This window comes from Corallococcus sp. CA047B, from assembly GCF_003612065.1.
Lineage (GTDB): Bacteria > Myxococcota > Myxococcia > Myxococcales > Myxococcaceae > Corallococcus > Corallococcus praedator.
In genome coordinates this window covers 1-3,562 of sequence record NZ_RAWD01000065.1, presented here as the reverse complement: position 1 = coordinate 3,562, position 3,562 = coordinate 1, and the positions used below count along the sequence as shown (strand labels likewise).

Genomic DNA, 3,562 nt, shown 5'->3' with positions numbered 1-3,562 from the left:
GCCCGCCGGGGTGGACAGGCGGCTGAAGCCTAGAGCTTCAGCCGCTTGAACACCGGCTCCGGGATGCTGCGGATGATGAGCATGATGAGCGCCCAGAAGCCGGGCACGTAGACCTCGTTCTTGCGCCCGTCCGCGGCCTTCAGCAGGCCGCGCGCCACCTGCTCCGGCGACGCGAAGAGCTTGTTCTTCGGCACGTGCGCCGTCATCGGTGTATCCACGAAGCCGGGCTTCACCGTCACCACCGCCACGCCGGACTTCGCCAGCCGGTTGCGCAGGCCCTGGAGGAACACGGTCAGCGCGCCCTTGGACGCGCCGTACACGTAGTTGCTCTGCCGGCCACGGTCGCCGGCCACCGAAGAGATCACCACCAGCGTGCCGGCCTTCTGCGCCTCGAAGCGGTTGGCCAGCTCCGTCAGGAGTGACGCGGCGGAGAGGAAGTTCGTGCGCAGCACCAGCTCCGCCGCCGCCCAGGAGCGCTGGCTCTCGTCCTGGTCGCCCAGCACGCCGTGCGCCAGCACCACCCCGTCCAGCCCGCCCAGGGCCTGCCACGCGCGCTCCACGAGGCTCGCGTGCGCTTCGCAGTCGTTCAGGTCCAGCGCGCGGAACTCCACCTTGGGCGCGCCGCGCGTGGACGCGTCCCGGGCCACCGCCTCCAGGTTCGCGGCGTTGCGGCCCACCAGGTACAGCGACGCCCCGCGCGCGGCGAGCAGCCGCACCGTGGCCTGGGCGATGGCGCTCGTGGCGCCGAGGACGATGACTTTCTTCATGGGGATCTTGAGGCCTGTCAGCGAAGGGCGGGCAGTGACGCCGGATTCACCCGGCGCCAGAAGGAGGACGAGAAGGCCGGGTCCACGTACGGCGCGAACCGTTCACGCTGGGGGAAGTACGCCGCGAAGCTCTCCGGGCTCATGCGCGCGTCCTTGGCCGGATACACCGCGCCGCCCGCCTCGCGCGTCACGCGATCCAGCTCCTCCACCAGCCGCCAGGTCTTCTCACCCCGGTTGGCGAAGTCCATGGCCAGCGTGATGCCGGGACGCGGGAAGGACAGCCACCCGGGAGACGGCAGGTCACCGAACGTCTTGAGCACGGACAGGAAGCTGGGCAGCCCACCCCGGGCGCTGCGCTCCAGGATTTCCTTCACCGCGTCGCGCGCGGTGGCGTGGGGCACCACGCACTGGAACTGGAGGAAGCCCCGGCGGCCATAGATGCGGTTCCACCCATGCACGGCGTCGAGCGGGTAGAAGAACGGATCGTAGTGGATGAGCTGCTGGGACGGACGCCCGCGCTGGCGGTGGTAGTACAGGAGATTGAACGCGGACACCGACAGCCGGTTGAGACAGAAGGCCGGCAGGTCCATGGGCACCGCGAGCCCGGCGCCGTGCGACAGGTGGCTCTTCGCCAAAGGCAGACGTTCGAACTGCGACGGCGCGAAGTTGCCCCGGTAGAACAGGCCGCGTCCCAGCTTCCGGCCGCGCGCCAGACAGTCCACCCACGACACGGTGAAGTCGTGGTCGGCCTCGGACTCACGCGACACGCGGAAGAAGCCATCCAGGTTCTCGAAGGGGATCGTCTCCTGGACCACGAAGGGGTTGCGGATGGGGACCAGCTGCACCTCCGCCCAGGTGACGAGCCCCGTGAGCCCCAGGCCGCCCACCGTCGCGCCGAACCAGTCCGGGTTCTCCTCGGGAGAACACATCCGGCGGCTGCCATCCGAGCGCAGCAGCTCCAAGCGGCGCACGTGCCGACCGAACGTCCCGGAGCGGTGGTGGTTCTTGCCGTGCACGTCATTGGCGATGGCGCCGCCCACCGTCACGAACTTCGTGCCCGGCGTCACCGGCAGGAACCAGCCCCGGGGCACGCTCAGCCGCAGGAGCGTATCCAGCGACACGCCCGCCTCGCAGCGCACCACGCCCGTGGTGGGGTCGAAGTCGATGAGGCGATCCAACCCGGAGGTGAGCAGCAGGGTGCCCCCGGCGTTGAGACACGAATCGCCGTAGCTGCGGCCCAGGCCGCGCGGCAAGAGCGTGCCCTCCGCCTGGGGCAGCACATCCGAGCGCCACACGAGCGAGCGCGTGTGCTGTTCGACGTGGGGGTAGCGCCCCCAGGACTCCGGAGGGCTCATCGCGAGGCTCCCGTCACGTGGCCACCCACAGCACCAGCGCCGCGACGACGCCCACGACGTAGCTGACCCGGTCACGCAGCGCGAAGATGAGCGGATCCTCGTTCACGAGTCCCCGGTGGGCCAGCACCCAGATGCGGCCCACCCAGTACAGCATCACCGGGCAGAGCAGCCACAGGCGCTCGGGATGGCCATACAGCGCCGTGACTTCCTTGCTGGTGATGTAGAGGGCCAGCACCAGCACGGACACCTGCCCCGCCGCCGTGCCCAGGCTCGCGAGCAACTCATAGTCCTGCGCCAGGTAGCCGCGGCCGTGGGCGGACACCTCGTTTGACTGACGCAGCCGCCGCACCTCGCTCAGGCGCTTGAGCAGGGCCAGGGACAGGAAGAGGAAGGTGCTGAACATCAACAGCCAGCTCGACGTGGGCACGCCCACCGCCAGCGCGCCGCCGAAGATGCGCACGGTGTACAGGCCCGCCAGCACCAGCACGTCCAGCATCACCACCTGCTTGAGTCGCAGCGAGTACGCCAGCGTCAGCACCGAGTACACGCCCAGCAGCGCGGCGAACGACAGGGGCAGCGTCCCCAGGGCCACCACCGCGGCGAGCCCCAGCAGCACCGGCGCCAGCACCACGCCCGCCCGCACCGGCAGGTCCCCGGAAGCGAAGGGGCGCCGGGACTTGGTGGGGTGCCGCCGGTCCGATGACAGATCCAGCAGGTCGTTGATCACATACACGCTGGAAGCGCAGAGGCTGAAGGCCACGAAGGCGAGCACCGCGCGAGGCGCCATGCCCCCCTGGGTCGCCTTGTGCGCCGCCAGCAGCGGCACGAACACGAGCGCGTTCTTCGCCCACTGGTGCACCCGCAGCGCCCGGATCCAGACGCGCCAGTGGGTGGGCGGAGCCTCGAAGACGCGGTGCACGGGCGGGCCCAGGCCCCGGGCCTGACGCAGCACCCCGGGCGTGGCATGCACCACCAGGATGCGCCGGGACTCGCGCCACAGCGGCAGGTCCACGGCGTCATTGCCCACGTAGTCGAACGTGCCCAGGGCCTCGCGAAGCCGCGCGAGCTTGCGGGAGCCGGACAGGTTCACGCCCGCTTCGCTGGCGAACACGTCGCTGAACAATCCCAGATGGGCCGCCACCGCGTCGGCGAGGCTCCGGTCCGCCGCCGTGGCCAGGACGAGCCGCCGGCCCCGGGCGTGTTCCTCGCGAAGGTAGGCCAGCACGGCCTCGTTGTAGGGCAGCGCCGTGACGTCGAGCCGCACGCGGCGGGCGACCGCCGCCTTGAAGAAGGCCTTGCCCCGGAGGACCCACAGCGGCGCCAGCAGCAGCAGCCACGGTGCGTGCTTGAAGAGCACGAGCAGGTTCTCGTGCAGCGTGTCCGTGCGCGCCAACGTCCCGTCCAGGTCGACCGCGAGCGGGACGTCGGGGGCATCATCGG

The 3,562-nt window shown here is 70.6% G+C and carries 3 protein-coding genes; all 3 read right to left on the bottom strand.

Features of this window, described 5'->3' with window-relative positions:
- Positions 1–29 precede the first annotated feature (29 nt).
- The gene (locus tag D7X74_RS13225) at positions 30–767 is read right to left on the bottom strand and encodes an SDR family oxidoreductase (RefSeq protein ID WP_120533305.1); all 738 of its coding nucleotides are present in this window, start codon (positions 765–767) and stop codon (positions 30–32) included.
- A gap of 17 nt (positions 768–784) precedes the next feature.
- A complete protein-coding gene (locus D7X74_RS13220) occupies positions 785–2,122 on the bottom strand; it encodes an FAD-binding oxidoreductase (protein ID WP_120533304.1) in 1,338 nt (445 codons plus the stop codon).
- Positions 2,123–2,135: 13 nt separating this feature from the next.
- Positions 2,136–3,562 (bottom strand): UbiA family prenyltransferase (locus D7X74_RS13215; RefSeq protein ID WP_199741818.1); only part of this gene is annotated, 1,427 nt, incomplete at its 5' end.